This window comes from Fictibacillus nanhaiensis (assembly GCF_042686385.1).
Lineage (GTDB): Bacteria > Bacillota > Bacilli > Bacillales > Fictibacillaceae > Fictibacillus > Fictibacillus nanhaiensis.
In genome coordinates, this window is record NZ_JBHUPF010000006.1 from 683,511 (window position 1) to 703,995 (window position 20,485).

General features: G+C 41.0%; 20 protein-coding genes. 15 read left to right on the top strand and 5 right to left on the bottom strand.

Going from position 1 to position 20,485, the window contains the following annotated elements; all coding sequences use genetic code 11:
- Positions 1-127: 127 nt before the first annotated feature.
- The 10 genes from ACFS5O_RS06995 (at position 128) to ACFS5O_RS07040 (ending at position 10,824) form a co-directional block, all read left to right on the top strand.
- Entirely contained in the window at positions 128-1,645 is a 1,518-nt protein-coding gene (locus ACFS5O_RS06995) for a hypothetical protein (RefSeq protein WP_205725264.1), read from the top strand.
- Positions 1,646-1,692: 47 nt separating this feature from the next.
- Positions 1,693-2,430 carry a PRC-barrel domain-containing protein gene (locus ACFS5O_RS07000; protein WP_205725265.1) on the top strand — a complete coding sequence of 246 codons (738 nt, stop codon included), beginning with the start codon at positions 1,693-1,695 and terminating at the stop codon, positions 2,428-2,430.
- 10 nt (positions 2,431-2,440) lie between these two features.
- Positions 2,441-3,856 (top strand): VanW family protein, encoded by a 1,416-nt coding sequence (locus tag ACFS5O_RS07005; RefSeq protein WP_205725266.1) that lies wholly within the window; start codon positions 2,441-2,443, stop codon positions 3,854-3,856.
- On the top strand, positions 3,853-5,517 hold the full coding sequence (locus ACFS5O_RS07010; protein ID WP_205725267.1) for a GspE/PulE family protein: 1,665 nt from the start codon (positions 3,853-3,855) through the stop codon (positions 5,515-5,517). Before ACFS5O_RS07005 ends, ACFS5O_RS07010 begins: the two co-directional genes overlap by 4 nt.
- Before the next feature lie 8 nt (positions 5,518-5,525).
- A complete protein-coding gene (locus tag ACFS5O_RS07015; protein ID WP_205725268.1) occupies positions 5,526-6,566 on the top strand; it encodes a type IV pilus twitching motility protein PilT in 1,041 nt (346 codons plus the stop codon).
- Between the two features lies 1 nt (position 6,567).
- Positions 6,568-7,776: a type II secretion system F family protein gene (locus ACFS5O_RS07020; protein WP_205725269.1), complete on the top strand. Its 1,209-nt coding sequence runs from the start codon at positions 6,568-6,570 to the stop codon at positions 7,774-7,776.
- Between the two features lie 41 nt (positions 7,777-7,817).
- On the top strand, positions 7,818-8,246 hold the full coding sequence (locus ACFS5O_RS07025; RefSeq protein WP_205725270.1) for a type II secretion system protein: 429 nt from the start codon (positions 7,818-7,820) through the stop codon (positions 8,244-8,246).
- 160 nt (positions 8,247-8,406) lie between these two features.
- A complete protein-coding gene (pilM, locus tag ACFS5O_RS07030) occupies positions 8,407-9,390 on the top strand; it encodes a type IV pilus biogenesis protein PilM (RefSeq protein ID WP_205725271.1) in 984 nt (327 codons plus the stop codon).
- Positions 9,384-9,995, top strand: a complete 612-nt coding sequence (locus ACFS5O_RS07035) for a hypothetical protein (protein ID WP_205725272.1) — start codon at positions 9,384-9,386, stop codon at positions 9,993-9,995. Before pilM ends, ACFS5O_RS07035 begins: the two co-directional genes overlap by 7 nt.
- Positions 9,982-10,824, top strand: a complete 843-nt coding sequence (locus ACFS5O_RS07040; protein ID WP_205725273.1) for a hypothetical protein — start codon at positions 9,982-9,984, stop codon at positions 10,822-10,824. Before ACFS5O_RS07035 ends, ACFS5O_RS07040 begins: the two co-directional genes overlap by 14 nt.
- A 48-nt stretch (positions 10,825-10,872) precedes the next feature.
- Here the strand turns inward: ACFS5O_RS07040 and ACFS5O_RS07045 are convergent, their stop codons facing one another.
- Positions 10,873-12,816 (bottom strand): acyltransferase family protein, encoded by a 1,944-nt coding sequence (locus ACFS5O_RS07045; RefSeq protein ID WP_318300131.1) that lies wholly within the window; start codon positions 12,814-12,816, stop codon positions 10,873-10,875.
- 258 nt (positions 12,817-13,074) lie between these two features.
- Here ACFS5O_RS07045 and flaG point away from each other — a divergent pair, with 258 nt between their 5' ends.
- Genes flaG through fliT form a run of 4 tightly spaced genes read left to right on the top strand, consistent with a single transcriptional unit; the run spans position 13,075 to position 15,734 of the window.
- A complete protein-coding gene (gene flaG, locus ACFS5O_RS07050) occupies positions 13,075-13,413 on the top strand; it encodes a flagellar protein FlaG (RefSeq protein ID WP_318300132.1) in 339 nt (112 codons plus the stop codon).
- A gap of 21 nt (positions 13,414-13,434) precedes the next feature.
- On the top strand, positions 13,435-14,952 hold the full coding sequence (locus ACFS5O_RS07055) for a flagellar hook-associated protein 2 (RefSeq protein WP_205725497.1): 1,518 nt from the start codon (positions 13,435-13,437) through the stop codon (positions 14,950-14,952).
- A gap of 30 nt (positions 14,953-14,982) precedes the next feature.
- On the top strand, positions 14,983-15,384 hold the full coding sequence (fliS, locus tag ACFS5O_RS07060) for a flagellar export chaperone FliS (RefSeq protein WP_205725275.1): 402 nt from the start codon (positions 14,983-14,985) through the stop codon (positions 15,382-15,384).
- A complete protein-coding gene (gene fliT / locus ACFS5O_RS07065; RefSeq protein ID WP_205725276.1) occupies positions 15,384-15,734 on the top strand; it encodes a flagellar protein FliT in 351 nt (116 codons plus the stop codon). The genes fliS and fliT overlap by 1 nt, the downstream gene beginning before the upstream one ends.
- Before the next feature lie 55 nt (positions 15,735-15,789).
- Here fliT and ACFS5O_RS07070 read toward each other — a convergent pair whose 3' ends face one another.
- A complete protein-coding gene (locus tag ACFS5O_RS07070; RefSeq protein WP_205725277.1) occupies positions 15,790-16,575 on the bottom strand; it encodes an AAA family ATPase in 786 nt (261 codons plus the stop codon).
- Between the two features lie 77 nt (positions 16,576-16,652).
- The gene (locus ACFS5O_RS07075; protein ID WP_205725278.1) at positions 16,653-17,759 is read right to left on the bottom strand and encodes a citrate synthase/methylcitrate synthase; all 1,107 of its coding nucleotides are present in this window, start codon (positions 17,757-17,759) and stop codon (positions 16,653-16,655) included.
- Positions 17,760-17,871: 112 nt separating this feature from the next.
- On the opposite strand from ACFS5O_RS07075, the gene ACFS5O_RS07080 reads away from it, so the two are divergent.
- Complete coding sequence (locus ACFS5O_RS07080) at positions 17,872-18,750, top strand: LysR family transcriptional regulator (RefSeq protein WP_205725279.1); 879 nt, start codon at positions 17,872-17,874, stop codon at positions 18,748-18,750.
- Positions 18,751-18,773: 23 nt separating this feature from the next.
- On the opposite strand, the gene ACFS5O_RS07085 is transcribed toward ACFS5O_RS07080, so the two are convergent.
- Both ACFS5O_RS07085 and ACFS5O_RS07090 read right to left on the bottom strand, forming a co-directional pair.
- On the bottom strand, positions 18,774-19,037 hold the full coding sequence (locus ACFS5O_RS07085) for a YqhV family protein (protein ID WP_066400357.1): 264 nt from the start codon (positions 19,035-19,037) through the stop codon (positions 18,774-18,776).
- Positions 19,038-19,274: 237 nt separating this feature from the next.
- Positions 19,275-20,309 carry an acyltransferase family protein gene (locus ACFS5O_RS07090; RefSeq protein WP_205725280.1) on the bottom strand — a complete coding sequence of 345 codons (1,035 nt, stop codon included), beginning with the start codon at positions 20,307-20,309 and terminating at the stop codon, positions 19,275-19,277.
- Positions 20,310-20,485: the final 176 nt, after the last annotated feature.

A 20,485-nucleotide genomic window follows, 5' to 3' on the forward strand; every position in this document is an offset into this window, starting at 1 on the left:
TGAAAACCTCATTTTTCTCTTTTATTATACAATATTTTTTAGAAAAGTTTGATATTTTTGGGTGTTTTTTAGTAAATTTGTAGTATTATAGGTTTAATTAGCTAATGTTGGAATTGGGGAGAAGCTATTGATACCATTTGTTCTTTTATTCACGTTTACATTGATTGCAGGTACGGTGTTGTATTTTTATCCGCCAAACATCCCATTAAAGTTAAAGATGACGCTGCTAGGGCTTGCGTTCTTACTCGCTTTAGGCGGCTTATTTGTATTAGATAACTTGTCTTATGGACTAGCCCTTGCTGCCATTATGGCGATTGCATTTGTTGCTTCTTATGTGGCAGAAAAAAGATTGAACTTGATGCCAGCAACGGCTGGACAAACGGAGATCGTTCTATCTTTCACAGAAGAAGAGCCTTTACGTGAGAGGCAGGCAGAGGATTTAGAACATAAAACAGAAGTTCTGGAACCAGAAAGTGCTGAAACGGTAGATGAACTTAAAGAAATAAAAGAATTTCAAGAAATAAATGAACTTCCAGAAGTAAAAGAAATGACGAAACAAGAAGTTTTGATCGATAAGCCATACGAGGAACATGATTCTGTTATACAAGCGTTTGAGAGTCTTGATGTTATCGATCTCTTAGACTTAGATTTAGATAAAATTGTCCTTGAAGACAATCGAAACGTTGAACTAGAAATTGCAGAATCTGTTGTAGAACCTCCAATGGAAGTAGATGTGATCAATGGACTTGCTGAATTGACGGATGATGAGTTTGCTTTCCTGACTGAAACAAGAGAAGAAGATGTAACGGATTTAAACGTTGAAACCGATATAGAAGATGTGGACATTTTTTTGCAACGTTCTGCTCTTTTGGAAGAACTTGATGAGGAAGAATGGATTGAAAAGCTACCATTAGATGAAGAACCAGATGAAGAACCGATTGCTACCAAAGAAATCGTAGAAGAGAATGCAGAAGTTATTCTAAACAACGATGAAGAAGTTGTTGAGAAAGCTTTTGTTAGAGACTTAGACATTGATTTAACAAACGAAATGGTTATGGAAGCAAAAGAACGACCAGACACAGAACAAGACCACTTCGTAGAGAAATCCACCATCTTAGAAGAAATCCTCTTAGATGAACAAAATCTTGCAGATCAAAATCCAGAACACTTTGAATCAATCGTTGAAGAAATCGACATAGCCGAACGGGCTGAAGAAAAGGAAGAAGACGGTTACGCGCCTGAATCTACTCAAGAAGAACAGGTGGAAGATCAGGCTGCTGTTGTGTTTGAGACAAAAAATGAAACTGAGAGTGAAGTTTCATTTAAAGAAGAAGCAGAGATTGAACGTCCCGTTCCAGATATGAATGTCGAAGTACAGGATATGTTGTTAAGTACTTTGAATGGATATCAAGAGCAAGGAGACGACGAGTCTTATCAAGTGATGCTTCACACGATATGGAACCAAACGTTATCGGACAAAGATTGTTATCTGTTTGGCAAGCTTTTGCTAGATTCTTATGCGGCAGTAGATGAACGATTGAGAGTGAGTGATTTGTTAGACGCGATGGAGGGTCGTTTGCACTCGTACCCTGTTATTGCAGAAGAGCTAAAAAGGTACCGAGATACTTTTCTTGTAAAACAATAACTTTATAACAACATATTATTTAAACATAAAAGGACTGGGTGAATGTTATGAAAAAGAGTAATCAGTTTGTTGGACTACCAATCATTAGTATTGCAGATGGAGCGGAAGTGGGTCATGTTAAGTCGTTAGTCGTTAACCCAAAAGAAGGAATGGTTGATTTTCTTACGGTTGAACATGCTGATTGGCAGATCAGTGTTCGTGCCGTTCCCTTTAAAAAGATCGTTGGTGTAGGGGAGTTTGCTGTCATGATTGAAGACAGCACATCGATTTTTGATTTAACGGAGATTCCGATTGCTAACGAACTTGTCCAGAAAAAGATCAACGTCGTTGGCGCAAAGTTAATTGATCGTAAGGGTCAACTGATTGGTGAAGCAACGGAGTTTTTTATTAACGAAGATACAGGAGCCATTCTTGGTCTTGAACTTTCGTTACGTTCTAAACAAGTGATCTTGTCTTCAGAACAGCTCATTACCTATGGCCGTGATCTGATCGTCATTAAAGAGGAAGCACAACTAAATTTCTTAGATAAAGCGGAAATGTTGTTAGGCAATTTGAATGAAGTTGCCGCTACCGTTGAACAACCAGAAGAAACACAAGAACTGTCTGAGTTCCAAGAAAAACAATTAACTTTGCTTACAGGAAGAACGACAACAAAAGATATTTTCGAGAGAAACGGCAATCTGTTATTTCCGAACGGTACGACTTTAAAGAAAGAGGATGTTAGGAAAGCTCAAGAAAAAGGACCTGCTGTGCTAGCTGAACTTTCCATGAACGTTGTGGGATAAAGACAAAGCGATGGCTAAAAGAGAATTCAATCCGAAAAATTTTCTTGCAATCTTTGCATCCCTTAGCCTTGCAGCTCTATTTTTATTCTTTCTTAGTCACTTAGGGACAAAGGTATACTCTCAATTTTTTGAAGAGGACAAGTATAGCGAGGGAGTTATGCTCGCTTCTATACCATTAGAAGGTGTTGTTAAGTCAGATGCCATAAGCTTAGTCAACGATCAAATCTCAAAGTGGCAGAGTGAACATCCTGTCTATCTCATTTACAACGATAAAAAAGTAGAACTATCACCCGAAGCGTGGCAGTTTCAAAACGAAGAAAGCCTTAAAAGCATAACGGGTACTTCATCTCCAATGGTGGTTAATCTGAACGAAGAAGCGGTTACAGCATCTTTTGAGCAGCTAGACGTTTCGGGACTTCAAGAACTTTTAGACGAGGAAATGTTGTATGCCCATTTAAAGAAAATGGGTTCCACCCTTCAAACAACAAATCTTGAAGTTCCGGTGAATGAGTTTTTAACAACGTTCGGTCAAGCCGAAGAAATCGTAAGTGAAAGCACCATCAAACTACCAAATGAGAATGTACTTTTGGAAGAGTATGTGGAAGGTCTTGAGGAATACGAGATCAAACCTGGAGAGGTGTTTTCCCTCATCGGAGCCATTGAAAGTGTGAGTTTGACACCACAAGATTCGATTGACTTAAACGTGCTAGCGAGCGGCATTTATACAGCGATACAAAAAACAAATTTTACGATCATCGAACGCCATACATCACGAGAACTTCCGCATTACGCCTCTCTTGGATATGAGGCCTTTGTTAAACCTGAAGATATGGATTTGGCTTTCAAAAATCCGAATGCCTCTACTTACAAATTGAACTTTGTATTAGAAGGAAGTCAATTAACGACTTCCATTGTTGGAGTCCCTCTTCCTTTCACGTACACGGTTAAGGTTGATAAGAAAGTATATGAGCCGAAGACGATTATACATTTTACAGATCAACTCGCTTCTATTTTCAGTTCTGTGACGGTGAACAGTGGAAGTGAAGGCTACTTGACAACCGTGTATCGAAAGTCGTTTGGTTCAGGAGGAGAAGAAGTGGCTTCTGAGAAGTTAGCGGAAGACTTTTATCCCCCTAAGCATCGGATAGAAGAAAGAGGCTACCCGATCGAGGAAGAGGAAACGAGTGAAACAACGCCAGAACCGGAATACCCTGTCGTTCCATATCCATACCCGTTTCCCTACCCATATCCGTGGAACCCAGATCCAGCTAATCCGAATCCGTACGTACCTGTGTTACCGGGTATTCCTGGAACAGATCCGAGTGATAAACCGATTCCACAGATGCCGCTTCCTGGAACAGGAAAAGGAAAAGAAAAAGAAACAACCACCGAACCTGAAAAAGAGAGCTATGGTGATGTGCAATGATCGTTCCTAAAAAACGACTTGGTGATCTGTTAGTTGAATCTGGATTGATTTCTGATGAAGTTCTTCAGCAAACGTTAAAAGAACAACGCGGCAACCAAAAGCTTGGAGACGCGCTGATTGAAAAAGGACTTCTAACCGAACAACAGCTAATTGAGGTATTGGAATTCCAACTGGGTATCCCGCACATCAGTTTGTACCGATATCCGATTGACGAACAGGCAGTAGCGATCGTTCCAAGAGAGTTTGCGCGCAGGCATTTTTTGATGCCGGTGAAAAAAGAAGGGGACAAGCTGTTCGTTGCTATGGCAGATCCAATGGATTTTACCGTCATTGATGACCTGCGATTGACGACGGGTTTTCAAATTGAACGCGCCATTTCAGCGAAAGACGATATCATTCGCGCTCATAACAAATTTTACGATATCGATGATTCCATGGAAGAGTTTTTGGACCTGATTCCGCAAGGTGCTTCTCTAAAAGATGACAGCCGAATGACAGAAGAAGACTCGCCGATCGTCAAGCTTGTGAACCAGATCATTCAGCAAGGCGTTCAACAAAAAGCGAGTGATATTCACTTTGATCCGCACGAAACCAAGCTCGTTGTGCGGTACCGCATCGACGGCATGCTGAAGACCGAGCGCAGTCTGCCTAAGCATATGCAGAATATGCTGACGGCTCGGATTAAAATTATGGCGAACTTGAACATAACAGAAAGCCGGTTGCCACAGGATGGCCGAATTAAGATGACGCTCGATATGCATCCTGTAGATCTTCGTGTATCTACATTGCCAGCCATTTATGGTGAAAAGATCGTTCTGCGTATTCTGGATCTCGGCAGTTCACTGAACCACTTAGAGAATCTAGGGTTTAACAAACTCAACATGCAGCGGTTTTCCAATCTCATCAAACAGCCAAATGGCATTATATTAATCACGGGGCCGACAGGATCAGGAAAATCTTCCACTTTATACGCAGCGCTAAACAAGCTGAACACAGAGGAAGTGAATCTGGTTACGATTGAAGATCCTGTTGAGTATCAGCTTGCTGGCATTAACCAGATTCAAGTGAATGCCAATGTCGGCCTAACATTTGCGAGTGGATTGCGGTCCATCTTGCGGCAAGATCCAGACATCGTCATGATCGGGGAGATTCGTGATACGGAAACGGCCGAGATTGCGGTGCGTGCTTCTTTAACCGGTCACTTGGTGTTAAGTACGCTTCATACGAACGACTCGATCGGTACGATTGCTCGTTTGACAGATATGGGAGTAGAGCCATTTCTTGTGGCAGCTTCTCTTTCTGGTGTTGTCGCTCAGCGCTTGGTGCGAAGAGTATGCCGTGATTGTAAACTAACGTTTAAAGCGACTGAACGCGAAAAAGAGATCTTCGCTAAACGTGGTATTAAGATCGAAGCGGTGTCGCGCGGTAAGGGCTGCGGCATGTGCAACAGTACAGGCTATAAAGGACGCCTTGCGCTTCATGAGGTGTTAGTGATTGATGAACACATCCGCCAGTTGATCATGAACAACCGACCGATCGTTGAACTTAGAGAGTATGCGATGAAAAACGGTACGATCTTTTTGATTGATGATGGCTTTTTAAAAGTAAAACAAGGCTTAACGACGACTGAAGAAGTCTTGCGTGTAGCTATCAACGAGTAGGTGCAGTCATGAAAGAGAAATTGGAACAATGGCTCCGAGCAGCCTTTCAATTAAAAGCATCCGATGTTCACCTGTCCGTTGGCATGCCTCCAGTTTTTCGGATTAACGGAGGGCTGAAACGTTACGGAAGTGAATCGTTGAAACCGGAAGATACCTTGCAAATCTCACAAATCGTCATTGAAGAGAAGTATTATCCAGAGTTTGAAGAAGTGGGAGAGATTGATATCTCTTATGGTATTCAAGGGTTGTCGCGATTCCGGGTGAACGCCTATCGTCAACGCTCTTGTGTAAGCTTAGCGTTTCGAATCATTCCAACTTCCATTCCTAGCATGGAAGATTTGGCGCTCCCCGAAAGTGTGAGAAAGATGGCGGGGAGACACCAAGGACTCGTGTTAGTTACAGGACCTACGGGAAGCGGAAAGTCCACGACTCTTGCCTCGATGATCGATTTTATGAACCGGAGTATGAGCCGACACATAATTACGTTAGAGGATCCGATTGAGTACTTGCACAAGCATCGAACGTGCGTGATTGACCAGCGGGAAATTGGTTTTGATACCAACAACTTCGCAAACGGTCTACGCGCCGCACTCCGCCAGGACCCTGATGTGATTTTACTAGGGGAAATGCGAGATCTGGAAACCATTGCGACCGCCATCACAGCAGCGGAAACGGGTCACCTTGTTTTAGGCACACTACATACGACAAATGCATCGTCAACGATTGATCGAATTGTCGATGTGTTTCCGCCAGAACAACAAGGTCAGATTCGTATTCAGTTAGCTTCTGTGTTAGTCGGGGTAATGTCGCAAAGGCTGCTTCCGACTTTGGATGGAAAAGGACGTAAGGCAATTACCGAAGTGTTAGTGAACACGCCTGCCGTTGCAAACCTGATCCGCAATGGGAAGATTCACCAGATTCATAGTGTGATGCAGACAAGCAAGAACGCTGGGATGCATACGTTCGAAATGTCGGCTCAGGAAGTTCTTGAACGCAATGAAGTTTCAAGAGAGTTCGTGGAGCCATATCTCCTGGAGAAGGGAGGCTAAGATGGCACAGTTTAGTTATGTGGGTCGTGACAAAAGTGGGAGAAAGCGAACAGGATCCGTACTGGGACTCTCAAAACGTGAAGCGGTTCTAAAGTTAAAAGAAAAAGGAATTGCCGTCACAGAAGTGCAAGAGATGAAACAGACGCTGTTTAACAAGGAAATTTCGTTAGGCAGTCCTGTAAAGTCGCAGCAATTTGTCATCTTTCTAAGACAGTTTGCGACCTTGCTAAGAGCCGGTGTATCTGTCGTAGATTCCACGAGCATTTTATCTGCTCAAACCGAAAGTAAAGCGTTGCAAAAGGTGTTAGCAGATGTGGAAGAGGAGCTCCGGCAAGGAAATCCTTTATCTAGTGCAATGAGCCGGCACCGAAATGTTTTCCCTCCGATGGTCATCAACATGGTGTCCGCGGGGGAAGCGGGTGGTAGTTTGGACGATACGCTCGACCAGCTCTCTACTTATTTTGAAAAACAGCATTATACGAAACAAAAAATCATTTCAGCTATGATGTATCCGATGATTGTCGGAGTAGTGGCGGTGTTTGTTGTCATCTTCCTGCTTGCAAAGGTTGTACCAACGTTTGCGGCGATGCTGCAAGACGCAGGTGGAGAGCTGCCGGCGATCACACTTTTCGTCCTAGCAGCCAGTCACTTTGTACAGAAGTTTTGGTGGCTTTTAATCACAATCTTTGTACTACTCTATCTAGCACTCTTGATTATTCGCAAAAATAAATCCAGCCGGTATTACTTTGATTTCGCGATTTTAAAAGTACCAGTATTCGGCAAGCTGCTTCAAAAATCAGCTTTGGCACGTATGACGCGTACATTGAGTTCACTGTTCTCTAGCTCCGTTCCAATTTTACAGTCTCTTTCGATTGTGGAGAAGGTAGTAGAAAACGAGGTCGTGGCAAAAGTGATACGTGAATCTAGGAGTTCACTAGAGACGGGACAACGGTTAACAGAACCGATGAAAAAGCACTGGATTTTCCCACCGCTTGTGACTCAGATGATTTCAATAGGTGAAGAAACAGGGTCACTGGATGAAATGCTTGCGAAGGTGGCAGACTTTTACGAAAAAGAAGTAGAAACAGGGACTGATCGATTGAAGGCGATGATTGAGCCGTTGATGATTGTTTTTTTGGCTTCAGTTGTAGGGACGATAGTAGTTTCTGTTATGGTGCCGATGTTTGAAATCTATAAAACGATTGGCTAAAAGTATCAATAAAATACAATATAAAGGGGAGTTAAGAAATCATGTTAAACAAGCTATTAAAAAAGTATGCGAAGAATGAAGAAGGTTTAACGCTGATTGAATTGCTAGTAGTAATCGTGATATTGGGAATTATTGCTGCGATTGCTGTTGTTAGTATTGGTGGGATTATTGGAAATACAAAAGATAAAGCAAAGGTTACGGAAGCGGTACAAATAATAAATGCAGCTAAGTTAAAGCATTCTGCTGAAGGTAAGTATTCTGGTACTACCGGTTGGGTTAGCTCAGCTACTGTTAATCCCTTTAAAGGTTATTTAAGCGACTATAAGGATGCTGTTTGGACTGTTACGGTTGATGCTGATGGAAAATATTATATTACAGGTCATGACTCAGCTTCAGTAATACTAAGTACGAATACCGATGCTACAGTTGTCCCTGAATCTAATTTAACTAATTATTTAGACGGAGAATAAATACACATACTTAATGGAATCACTCTTAAATGGTGATTCCTTCATTCTTATCTATATCATTTAATCATTTCATAATAGCAATTGTGAAATGGTTAAAGGAATTGTAGTTTCTAAATATAATTTCTACTTTAGTAAAAAACTTATGCATAGGGGATGTACTATGAAAATTGGTCTGGGTCTCTTCAACAAAAAAAGAATTAACCTAATACTCCAAGACCACGTCATCCGCTTTCTAGACTACCGCCAACCCGAAGACCTAGACGTGAAAAGCTCTGGAGAACGCTACCTGCCTGAAGGACTCATTCAAGATGGCACCATCACTGACCGTGACACCCTTCTCACTATTCTAGAAGAGTGTGTAGAGGAGTGGGGGATTAGGGGACGTGAAGTGCAATTTCTAATCCCAGACAGCAAACTCGTCATTCGTAAACACCAGATTCCTTCCAATCATAAAGATGAAGAAATCAAAGGATATCTTTACATGGAGCTAGGGAATACCATTCATTTACCATTCGAAGATCCTGTCTTTGATTTCGTTTTGCTCGAGACGGATGGGGAAAAGCGTGAAATTCTACTTTTTGCAGCCTCTGAAAAGATGGTTCACGACTATTCGTCGTTGCTAACAGATGCGAAGTTAAAACCCGTTGTGGCGGATGCATCATGTGTTGCCTTGTACCGACTTATTTTTATGAAGGATCTTGTTTCTGAAACCGATCATACCCTTTGTTTGCAGTTTGATATTCCTGCTGTGCAATTAAGTATTTTTCACCATCATAAGCCGTATTTTTTTAATCATTTGAAGATGGAGACCGATTATAAAAGTTGGAATTTTAAACAACATTCTACTGGGGTGCAAAAGATTGTTTGGCAAGGTGACTCGGGCTACGTGCACGGATTGATTGAGGATAAACTCGTTGAGATTGAGCGAATCGTTAACTATTATAAATTCACGATCAATCATGGGGAACGGGGCGTTACGAAAGTCATTCTCTCTGGGGAGCTTCCCGAGTTAAGGTACATACAAGAAAGACTTGCTTCTAAATTAGACGTGCCCGTACTCACCATCGATCAGTCTGATCAGCATCTGCCATCACAGTTTGACGTTGTTTTAGGACTTGGCTTAAAAGAGGTGCAGCTATGTTAGTCGACATCAACCTGTTGCCCGTTAAGGAACAGAAATCGCTTAAGACTACCATTCTATTCATTGTTGCCATCACTATGCTGTTAGGTTCTAGCACTTGGCTTGGCCTGGATTATTACGTAAGTCGTGGTGAACTAAAAGAGAAAGAAAGATTGTTAGAACAAGAAAAGCTGTTGGTGCAAACCCAAATCAAGAACCAAGAGCAATCAGGTCCTGTTGTACAGTCCGCCCCTCTCGCTGAGAAGATCGACTACATACGGGGTAAGAAAATAGCGGCTACTGACCTTCTTCAACATCTTGTCGCACTTCTCCCAGAACGTGGTTTTTTTATGAAATACGAGTATAAGGATAAGAAGACGATTCTCGTGGAAGCGCAGTTTGATACGTTGGCTGAAACGTCGCATTATTTATATGAACTTACCAACTCGTCCTATTTAGCTACAGCCACGATTGAAAAGATGGAAACGACAAACTTTGAGGAAATTAACGAAGGGGAAGATATGACAGCCATGAAGAATTATCTGCCTCGTTATCGCAGCTTGTACAAGATTGAATTTGAGCGAGATAAAATTTTAGAGTTAAAAGGTGAAGAGAATGGCGGAGAATAAGCGGGTTCTAACATACATCACTCTTGGCGTCATTGTTCTGTTTTTCGTTGGAGGCGTCTATGGTTATTTCGGCGTACTTTCTCCTCTTCATCAGCAAATTGAGTCCGTTGATGCTGAAACCAAACAGCAAATAGACTTTTTGGATAAAGCTACAGCCCCTCCGGCAGTTACAGCACAAACGAGTGAAAATACGTTCGCCTTACAAGAAGAAGTTCCGGTAAAACCACTGATTGATCAACTGATGCTGCAATTTGAAAAAGCAGAAGTGTTATCAGATAGCTTGATTTTAACAATGGACTTTAGTGATGGAGAAGCATCAGAAGACGAAGAAGAAGTGGCACCTGAAGAAGAATCGACTGAGGAAGCTGCATCTGAAGAATCCCCAACTGGTGAATCTTCAGAAAATGAAAGCACTGAACAAGAAACTTCCACTGAAACTTCTGAAACAGCCGCAGAAACGGTTTCAAACGAGGATGACGATGTTGAGCCAAGTGAAGCTACAACACCGCCTGTACCTGAGGTTCTACCTGAGGGTGTCAAAAAAATCACAGCTGAAATGTCTGTTGTCTCAAAAAATTATGAGAGCATTCAAACGTTTATTCAAACAATTGAAGAGTTAAAGCGTGTGATTGTTGTGGAGGCGATTACGTTTTCTGGTATGGATGAACTGGAGATGGCTTCAGCTGATGCTGTCAAAGATCAGCTCAAATACGAAATTACGATATCCGCTTATTACCTACCGGAGCTGACGGATTATCTAAAAGACCTTCCAAAAGGAGAGTTTCCAGCTCCAAACGGAAAAGAAAATCCACTCATTAAAAAAGATTAACATGAAAAAGCCAATCACCCTCAGCTTGGGATGATTGGCTTCAGCTTTTTAGTCAATATGTTTAATCAAAAAATCTGCATATTCTTTCGCACCTGTATGAGTTAAATGCACACCATCTCTACCAATATACTCTGGATGTGACTCACTCTTCGTAAACCAATCCACCACTTTAACATTGTCATAATCTGGAGCGACTTTTTTAATCGTCTCATTCACTTCCCGCTGCCAAGGCTTAGGAACACGCGTCGTAATCATATAAATATCTCGATCACCGATTAATTCAATCATGTTATGCATTCTCTTTTCAGATAGTGGTCCGTTCGCTCCGAGCTCAATGACAACAATTTCTCCTAAACTGCCTGAACTTTTCTTTTGCTGAACGATATCTTCTGCTTCTCTAAACTGGCGTCCGATCTTCGCGTCCACTTTCGCATTCGGGAATACTTCTTCTATGTGAGGCGTCACATCAATCATAACTGAATCGCCAATGACTGAGAGTGAGCGTGTATCTTGAACAGGTTGTTTCTCTTCATCTCTTCCTTCATCGTTTGATGGTGATTCTACTGAAGGCTCTTCTACCGGTTTTTCATCCTTATTAGCCCCATCAGGCTTCGGTTCGGGTCTCACCGAATTCTCTGTTGGTGGGTCTTCATTACCAACTTTGTCTTGTATAGCAGAGATTACTTTACCTTTACTTAATGCTACTGAAGTTGTCGTGAAGCCGATCGCAGATACGCACATGAAAAGACCTAGAATACAAGCTGTTAACACAAACTTTCCGATAAACGACCGCTCGCGTTTCCATTCTCCACGTTTTACTACTCGACAGAATCTCGATAACGCACCTTTACGGATCGGGTTCTCGATGTATTTCCAAGATAGGTTTGCTAAAACGAGGATAAGTACAATCTGTAATGTCGTTCTCACTAAGATTGGCGATTCCGCTCCCCATTGAGGGCTCGTTAGAACAATAATCGGGAAGTGCCATAAATAGATGCCGTACGAACGAACGCCGACCCAGCGTAACGGTTTAAAGCTCAACCACGTGTTGAGTCTGCTGGATGGGTGGACCATGACGGCTACTACCAATAGAGCAGCTACAGATATCGCGACCATTCCACCTTGGTAGAGGAAGTCTTGATATTGGTCTGTGCTTCCGAACATGTAAAAGATAAAAGCGAGAGCGGAAAGTCCGACAAAGTCTAGTTTCCAACGAATCTCGGATGGTAGCTTGCTAGAAAGTTTTCGGCTCGGCCAGATGACAGCAAGGCTTGCTCCTAGTAAAAGGGAGAACACACGCGTATCTGTCCCGTAATAGATGCGGCTCGGATCTGCGCCTGGTTCGTACATGAGTGTCATCAGTGCTGCTGAAAGAAGAGCACCAGCTAGCATCATAGAAAACAGGGAGCCTTCACGAACTTTCATTTTTAATAGAACGATAATGACCAAAGGCCATAAGATATAAAATTGTTCTTCCACCGCTAACGACCAAAAGTGGGTTAGTAGGGAAGGGGGTCCAAAACTCTCAAAATACGAAAGATCTTGGAATATATACCACCAGTTGCTTACATAAAGAATAGCTGCAACGGTATCTTCTTCAAGTTTTTCAAGCATGGATGGCTCGAACAAGGTTACGTATGTGACGACGACGAGAAGCATCGTAAACATGGCTGGCAATAACCTTCGGGCTCGGCGGATCCAGAAGTTTTTAAAGTTAATAGAATTTGTTGTGACATATTCAGTAATTAATAGATCGGTTATTAGATATCCTGATAAAACAAAAAAGACAGTAACCCCTAGTAGACCGCCTGCCGCCCATTCAAAATTCAGATGATAGGCGATAACTGCAAGTACGGCGATGGCTCTGAGTCCATCAAGGCCGGTGATGTATCTGTTCTTATGTAGAGGTTGTTCCATGGCTTTCGTGTGCTTAACGTTTGAGTTAGGCTGTTGGCTGCGTTTTCGTTGTTGCTTCGATTGTCGGTGTTTCATTACTGCCAGAATCCTCTCGTTTTCAATTTTTCATTTATTAGAGTATGTATTGCTGTATGTAAATGCCGCAGACATTATAGGTCATTTTTCTACATTTACTATCTTCCTAAGCAACTATTTTACAATAAATAAATAGAAGATTGAGTAGTTTCATCGAATTGTAATAATTTTTTTTCTCTATTTCAACCAATATCGCTCCTTAACAATTGTTTGAAGAATCCGATATAAATTTTAGAGAAAATAAAAGGGGCGATGAAGGTGGAACTGCAATCGATTAGTTCTCCTGTATTTCAAAAATCTGAGCCTGTGCTTAAAAGCCAAAACCAACCAGAACAACCGACTCAAGCCGAAGCTTCAGTACAGAGTAAACCAGCGAAAGAATCACTAGAAAAAGTGATTGATGCGATGAACGATATGTTAAAGCCAACACACACTTCTTCAAAATTTGTGCTTCACGAAAAGTTGAACGATTATTACGTTCAGGTCGTGGATGAAGTGACACAAGAGGTGCTCAAGGAGATTCCAAATAAAAAGTTCCTTGATATGTATGCCGATATGATTGACTTTATGGGTATTTTTGTAGATAAAAAAATTTAGGGACGGTGATGAACCGTGAGTATGAGAATTGGCGGATTAGCCAGCGGAATGGACATCGATACGATTGTTGGCGACTTAATGAAAGCAGAGCGCATCCCACTCGATAAACTAGCACAAAAGAAAACAACGCTAGAGTGGCAGCGTGATGATTATCGTTCGATGAATAAGTTGCTGACAGATCTTGATCGTTTTGTTCTAGACGGAATCGCTCTTCAAGGGACGTTTAATAAGAAGACTGTTACAAGTACGAATCCAAATGCGGTAACTGCAACTGCCGCGGGAAGTGCTTCTAATATTACGTCTAAAATTAAGGTTACAGATCTAGCATCTGCAAGGACTTGGGTATCTGCACCAATTTTAGATACTGGAGTTAAGGCCAAAGGTACCGAGCTATTAAAAGATGTAAATGCAGTATTTGGAACAACACCTATTGAGCTAAAACTTAAAGTTCAAAAACCAGGGAACGCAACACTAGAAGCGGAGAAAACAATATCAATCGATCCAACAAAGGACACATTAGATTCTGTGGCAAAGAAATTTTCTGAAGCTGGACTTGAAATGTCTGCATTCTATGATGAATCTACAGGGCAATTTGCGATTTCAAATAACTTAACAGGTGAAGGTTCGAATCTTTCTCTTGAAAGTGCTGATACAGTAACGTTCTTTTCTAATCTTGGTTTTTCCGTTGATGGGAAAAATCTTGGTGCGGCAAACTCTGACAATGGAGAAAACGCTAAATTCGATCTTAATGGAATTACTGGGATAGAACGTACATCCAACAACTTCACCATCAGCGGTGTTACTTATTCATTAAAAGCAGTAGGAGAATCCACCATCAGTTCAGCGACAGATACTGAAGGTGTAATCACTTCCATTAAAGATTTTGTAAAGAAATACAACGAAACGATTGAAGCGATCAATAAAAAGACTGCTGAAACGAAGTACCGTGATTTTCCTCCTCTAACGGATGCACAGCGCAAAGACTTATCTGAAAAAGAAGCAGAACTGTGGGATGAGAAGGCGAAGAGCGGGATGCTGCGTGGAGATTCTATCCTTTCGAGTGGATTGAACACGATGCGTTCGGTTTTATACGCTTCTGTTAATACAGGAGACACGAAATATGATCAGCTCTCTGAGATCGGAATTACCACTTCCCGTAACTACCTAGACAAAGGGAAACTGGAGATCGATGACAAGAAACTAAGAGAAGCATTGGCTGCAAATCCTGAAGCTGTGATGAAAATGTTCACTGGCGATAGCACAAATAATGTGGAAGGCATTGCAAAAAAACTGCGTGCCTCGATCGACCAGACTGTTGACAAAATCGAACTAAAAGCAGGGAACGCACTTCGTACAAATGCTCAGTTCACGCTAGGAAAAGAGTTAACGGATGTAGACAAGCGTATCTCAGCTTTTGAAGATCGACTGAAGCAGGTGGAGGATCGCTATTGGCGTCAGTTCTCAGCAATGGAAACAGCCATTCAACGTTCGAATCAGCAATCAGCATACTTAATGCAGCAGTTTGGCGGCGGACAGTAATTTTAAACCAAAAAGGAGTGTTACCTTTACATGTCCATACTTAACGCAAATAAGGCGTATCAAAATAACTCAGTCCAAACAGCGTCTCCCGGCGAGTTGACGCTCATGCTCTATAACGGATGTTTAAAATTTATCGGTCTCGCGCGAACAGGGATCGAGCTTAAGAATACAGAACAAAAGAATACGAACCTATTAAAAGCACAAAAGATCATTCAAGAGTTGATGGTCACACTGAACATGGATCTTGAAGTATCAAAGTCACTGATGACCATGTATGATTACATCAATCGTCGTCTGATTGAAGCAAACATTCATAATGACGTGAAGATTCTAGATGAAGTAGAAGATTATGTGCTAGATTTCCGCAACACGTGGAAAGAAGTGATTCAGATTAACCGCCGCATGCAGCATGGCGAGACAGGGCGCGTGTAATGCCAGCAGTAAAAATACTGCTTGAGATTACGAAGAATCTGTATGATCATGTGAGCGCAGGTTTGCCAAAAGAAGAGCGCGAAACCTATATTGATCGTTTAAATGAATTACTTAATCAGCGTCAAGCGACAATCAGAAACTTACCTGCCACGTATTCCGAAGACGAACAGCGTATGGGGCGTTTGATCGTAAAGATGAATGAGACGATTGATCCTCTCTTAACGCGGCAGTTTGAAGAGATTAAGCACAATCTTTCAACGATGAAGAAAAAGAAAGAAAAAAACACCCACTATGCGAACCCGTATCAGTCAGTTTCAGTGGATGGGATGTATTTTGATAAAAAGAATTAACAAAAGGCACTTGCTGTGGATCAGCGGAGTGCCTTTTTATGTGGAACTCACTATATCACAAATGCCTCAAAAACCTCTCCGGACTCTCCAAAAAGTTTTTCGTAATCTGCACATGTTCCAGTTCTTCGTATGGCGTTGGAGCGGGTGGCAGGGAATCGAGACTGATAATTTCTGCACCAGGATAGGCCATTAAGATAGGTGAATGAGTTGCGATTATAAATTGTGCGTTCTGTTGCTCCATCTCTTTTAACAATGATATAAAACTTAACTGTTTCATAGGGGATAGCGGAACTTCAGGCTCGTCGAGAATATACAAGCCGTCTGGGCGAAAACGTGATTGAAAAAAATCTAGAAAACGTTCTCCGTGTGACCGAAACTCAAGACCATCCTTATAAAGCTCTTTGAGTTCAGCGAGCGTTCGATTGTGTGGTAGGGAAGCAAGGCTCTTGGCATATGCAGACTTGTCTTTGTACTCCACTTCGATGTTTGCTAATTCTTGAAGTGCCGTTTCCTTCATTTCCGCCGCACGCCTTACAAAGCTTACAAAGTCTTCTGCATTTAGAAAGAATCCTTTTTTCGTTTTCACACTCCACGTCAATTTGAATTGTTTGGCTAATTTTTTGATGGCGGTGTTCTCTTTTTCTGAACGATTGATCTGAACAGAACCTGCTTGATCTGCGATTGCCTCGAGCAGCGTTGATTTCCCTGTTCCATTTTCACCTACTAAGATGGTGACAGGTTTTTGAAAGTGAAGAGAATCAAAGGATTGAAGAAGCGGAAGCTGAAAAGGATATCCTTCTTGTTTTTTTTCTTTTCTGTATAAAATTGATTTTAGAATCACGAAAAAGCACCTCTTTCTCAAACGGTTCTTACTTCAAATTCTACCATTTGGATTAGAGATGCTTCTATAGAGAATGGTTATTCTTTACTTGTAACTTTATCGTGAAACTTCCCTGTATACACGGACTGTGGACGGTAAATCGTGTTGTCTTCAGCTTGCTCCAAAATGTGCGCTGTCCATCCGACCATTCGGCTTGCTGTAAAGGTAGGGGTGAATAAAGCAGGATCTAGTTCGATCGCCTTCATAATAGCTGCGGCGTAAAATTCAACGTTCGTATATAACGCTCTGCCCGGTTTGTATTCCTCAAGCAACGCGACAGCCGTTGTTTCTACTTCCAGCGCGAGATCTAACCACTCATCTTCACCGACCAACTCTAACAGTTTCGCTTTTAGTGCTACAGCTCGCGGATCGTGTGTTTTATAAACACGGTGACCGAATCCCATGAGCTTTTCTCCGTTCTCCAATTTACCTCGTATCACTTGTTCAGCATTTCCAACTTTTCTAATTTCGTCTAGCAAGTCAATGACTGCTGAAGGTGCTCCGCCATGAAGAGGTCCTTTCATCGTTCCGATTGCAGCAGTTGCAGCTGAAACCATATCCGATTCGGTCGATGCTGTTACCCGAGCCGAAAAAGTGGAGGCGTTCATTCCGTGCTCGAGCGTTAGAATCATGTAGGTTTCGAGCGCCAGTGTATGAGCTTTGGTGGGAATCTCACCAGTTAACATAAATAGATAGTTTTCAACATGGTTTAACTCGGTAGATGGCTCAACAAAAGGCTTACCATCCATACGACGTGACCGATAGCAAATGATGGTCGGAACAAGACTCGTTAATCGAATAGCTTGTGAAGTGGTTGGCTTCCATCCATAACTCGAGACACCTTCAGAAGAAATAGCGGTTCGGATCACACTCATCAAATCCATGTCTTCAGGCAGGTGATCTAAGATTCTTTTTATATGAAGAGGAAGCTCACGATTTTTTATCAGTTCGTTTTTGAGATTTTGTAATTGTTCATCGTTAGGAAGTTTACCGAACCAAAGAAGGTGGGCAATTTCTTCAAACGAATAACGTGAAGTGAGTTCACCGATCTCGTAACCTCTATAAATAAGTTTGCCCTCTGTACCATCGATGTGGCAGATCGCCGTTTCCGCTGCAACGATTCCTTTAAGACCTTTTTGCAACATGGTTTTCACTCCTTCCATTATTTAGTATCATTGTATAGAATGAAATTGATTTATGATATTAATTGTTTTTAATTGGTTTAATAAGAAAAGTTAATTAGGAGGTTGAAGAAAGATGGAGTTCTCATGGCTACAAACATTTATCACTGCGGCAGAATGCGAAAATTTTAGAAGAACATCTGAAATTCTTCATGTTTCTCAACCCTCTGTTTCTGTACATATAAAAATGCTGGAATCGGAATTAGGGATGTCACTATTTTTACGTGATGGTAGAAGAGTGAAGCTAACAGCGGAAGGAAGAAGGTACCTGCAACATGCGAGAAAACTGATGGAAGTGTATGAAAATGGACTACAGGACCTTAATGCGTTTCAACAAGGCTACGATACGAAGCTTTGTATCGGAATCTCACCGCTTATTGCGGATACGATTCTCCCATCTGTTTTGAAACGTTATGTAAAAGCCAATCCTGATGTTGAGATTTCAATAAAAATTATTGATTCAGAAGATATTGAAGAAGCGGTTTTAAACGAGGATGTAGACCTTGGGCTTTCTTGCTTAGGCAGTACACACTCTGAGATTACGAGTCAGATGCTTTATCAAGACAAAATTGTTTTAGTGGCACCGCACGATGGATTGGATTTTGAAGCAGCACCACCATTAGATGAAAAAGAAGTGCTGCTCTCAAATTATCTACTAACCCATAACCACCCAGGATATTGGGATGATCTCTGCAGACGTGTGAAATCTCGTTATCCCCGCGTTCGGATGATGAAGGTGTCCCAAATTCACATAACAAAACGCTTTATTGCAGAAGGGTTAGGAATCTCGTTCTTACCTTTATCAACCGTAAGAAGAGAGCTGTTAGAAGGACGATTGCTAGAGGTGGACTGTTATTCAGTGGACATTCCGGATGCACATACCTATGCACTAACGAAGTACAATCATGGGAAACAAAAAGAGTTTTTAACTTATTTGTCTGGTTATCGGTTTTAGTTACCTTTTTCTATTTAATACGGCTATCTCTTTATCCCATAAACAATACAAACAACGCCTAACATGATCCAGATCAAGCTGCCGAATGACAATTTCGTTGATAATCCATAGATTCCAAGCGTCATCGTTGAGAAAAAGATGATCGGACCGATGATGGAAAGCATGGAATTGATAACAAGAGCTCGTTCTACCGTATTGAAATGCAGCATGAATAGCGCTGCGGTAATCTCAAGGGTACCGGATAAAATACGAATGGCCGCCATAGCTAGTACGACTTTTTCAATCATTTGCAGCAACGTCCATTGCCTCCTTTTAAACAACTGTTTAATGTTCCTACGCTGTATAGTGCATTATATGTGGCCAAGCTTGGATTAGAAGTGTAAAAACGGTGTTACTATTTCACTTCTGTCGCTTGCTGTGTAACGAAGTAGAAATAAATGGCGCAATAGTTTGTGTAAAACTTGTGTAGATGTTGCAGTTATAAACAAGACCCCAAAAGAGTTAACTCTTTTGGGGTCTTACTATTACGCTACTTTTTGTTGGAAAGCTTTAATGTTAGATTTCTTTCTTTTTACATTTCCGATTACAAATGAGCCGAATGGCAACATTGATACTATTTTAATAATTGCCATGGAAGCCACTAAAGATATGAAAAATAGAGCAATTACTCTGGAAAATGTACTGTCAAAGTATTGAGCAATGTCATTTCCAAAATAACGTTGAATCTGCCAATGAATTAGATAAATACCAAATGAATAATTACTGATGATATTAATAATTTTAAAGTTTTTTATAAGTTGTCCCCAAGCTATTACAGCTGCACTGATAGTGATTGATAGAGACAATAAGTCTATTCTTCGTGAACCAACGCTTGTGTATCCTGCTTTGAAAAAGATAAATACACCAAACAATGAAATTATTACACCAACTAAGGTGAACCATTTGTGTTTATAAAGAAGTGATGATACTTTTTTATAATGTTTCCCGATAACATAGGCAATTGTAAAATACCCAAACCATGCTGTGAATGGGATTTTGAAAATACCCATATTGTCTTGTACGAAAGCAAAATTCCCGTCAAGAATTTCAAAATGGAAAATCATTGAAAGAATACTTACTGGAATCAATACATTTATGGGAATTTTATACTTAGTTACAAAATAATGTAGGACATAAAATTGAAAGATGATTAAAATAAAATACCCCTCAAATTGTCCTAAGAAAATGTTGTTTAGAATCATTTGTTTTAAATCAATTGTTCCAGGACTTAGTTTGTAACTAACTAATGCGTCAATTATCGCAAAAGAAACGTATGGAGCAAATATCCATTTTAATCGTTTTGTCCAAAATTTTTCTGGCAACTGATCTGGGTATCGATTAGCTAAAATAATTTCAGATAATACGATAAATGTAGGAGTTGCATAACATAGTATGGTTCTTAACAATTGGTAGTATTCTGTTTCTGGGAATCCTGTGGCTAATCCTATTTGAGATGTGCTATGCAAAAAAACAATTGATAAGCAGGCAATCACTCGCAATAAGTTCCATTCTTTTATCATAAAAAACCCCTCATTACATGTTGATTTATACTAGTTGATATTAGATGTTGATTTAATCACATCAGCAAATGTAACAGAATGGGAATTAAGTAAGAACCTAATATTGATTTTTGTAATGGTATTGTTATCGGAAATCAACCGTCTTGTAATAGATTATGAATATTATGGAGCGGGAG

Excerpts from the sequence above, each read along its gene's own strand:
- ACFS5O_RS07000 (WP_205725265.1), top strand. The coding sequence starts at position 1,693 with ATGAAAAAGAGTAATCAGTTTGTTGGACTACCAATCATTAGTATTGCA.
- ACFS5O_RS07005 (WP_205725266.1), top strand. The coding sequence starts at position 2,441 with ATGGCTAAAAGAGAATTCAATCCGAAAAATTTTCTTGCAATCTTTGCA.
- ACFS5O_RS07010 (WP_205725267.1), top strand. The coding sequence starts at position 3,853 with ATGATCGTTCCTAAAAAACGACTTGGTGATCTGTTAGTTGAATCTGGA.
- ACFS5O_RS07015 (WP_205725268.1), top strand. The coding sequence starts at position 5,526 with ATGAAAGAGAAATTGGAACAATGGCTCCGAGCAGCCTTTCAATTAAAA.
- ACFS5O_RS07020 (WP_205725269.1), top strand. The coding sequence starts at position 6,568 with ATGGCACAGTTTAGTTATGTGGGTCGTGACAAAAGTGGGAGAAAGCGA.
- ACFS5O_RS07025 (WP_205725270.1), top strand. The coding sequence starts at position 7,818 with ATGTTAAACAAGCTATTAAAAAAGTATGCGAAGAATGAAGAAGGTTTA.
- pilM (WP_205725271.1), top strand. The coding sequence starts at position 8,407 with ATGAAAATTGGTCTGGGTCTCTTCAACAAAAAAAGAATTAACCTAATA.
- ACFS5O_RS07035 (WP_205725272.1), top strand. The coding sequence starts at position 9,384 with ATGTTAGTCGACATCAACCTGTTGCCCGTTAAGGAACAGAAATCGCTT.
- ACFS5O_RS07040 (WP_205725273.1), top strand. The coding sequence starts at position 9,982 with ATGGCGGAGAATAAGCGGGTTCTAACATACATCACTCTTGGCGTCATT.
- ACFS5O_RS07045 (WP_318300131.1), bottom strand. The coding sequence starts at position 12,816 with ATGAAACACCGACAATCGAAGCAACAACGAAAACGCAGCCAACAGCCT.
- ACFS5O_RS07055 (WP_205725497.1), top strand. The coding sequence starts at position 13,435 with ATGAGAATTGGCGGATTAGCCAGCGGAATGGACATCGATACGATTGTT.
- fliS (WP_205725275.1), top strand. The coding sequence starts at position 14,983 with ATGTCCATACTTAACGCAAATAAGGCGTATCAAAATAACTCAGTCCAA.
- fliT (WP_205725276.1), top strand. The coding sequence starts at position 15,384 with ATGCCAGCAGTAAAAATACTGCTTGAGATTACGAAGAATCTGTATGAT.
- ACFS5O_RS07075 (WP_205725278.1), bottom strand. The coding sequence starts at position 17,759 with ATGTTGCAAAAAGGTCTTAAAGGAATCGTTGCAGCGGAAACGGCGATC.
- ACFS5O_RS07080 (WP_205725279.1), top strand. The coding sequence starts at position 17,872 with ATGGAGTTCTCATGGCTACAAACATTTATCACTGCGGCAGAATGCGAA.
- ACFS5O_RS07085 (WP_066400357.1), bottom strand. The coding sequence starts at position 19,037 with ATGATTGAAAAAGTCGTACTAGCTATGGCGGCCATTCGTATTTTATCC.
- ACFS5O_RS07090 (WP_205725280.1), bottom strand. The coding sequence starts at position 20,309 with ATGATAAAAGAATGGAACTTATTGCGAGTGATTGCCTGCTTATCAATT.